At 40.6% G+C, this 254-nt stretch carries 1 protein-coding gene; it reads left to right on the forward strand.

The window, feature by feature from the left end; translation table 11 throughout:
- A partial coding sequence (locus tag V6259_RS19920) for a transposase (RefSeq protein WP_341586007.1) occupies nt 1-254 on the forward strand: 254 nt, incomplete at both ends.

Raw genomic sequence — 254 nt, forward strand, 5'->3', positions numbered from 1 at the left:
GCTGTAGTGGCCTTTCAAGGTCGGCCATTTACTCTATACGAAGAAGTGCATGGTATTAAAACCAAAGAAAAACCGAAAACACACAAGTACTTTCTTTCAACGCTGAAATCACTTCTTCCAAAAGAGAAGACCAAACCAATCATTGTCACGGATGCCGGTTTTAAAATGCCTTGGATAGAGTTAGTAAAAAGCTTAGGTTGGGATTATGTCGGACGAGTCCGTCGACCGCGTAAATTTTTTGATGAAGAAAGTCA

The organism is Marinomonas sp. TI.3.20 (assembly GCF_038155025.1).
GTDB classification, from domain to species: Bacteria; Pseudomonadota; Gammaproteobacteria; order Pseudomonadales; family Marinomonadaceae; genus Marinomonas; species Marinomonas flavescens.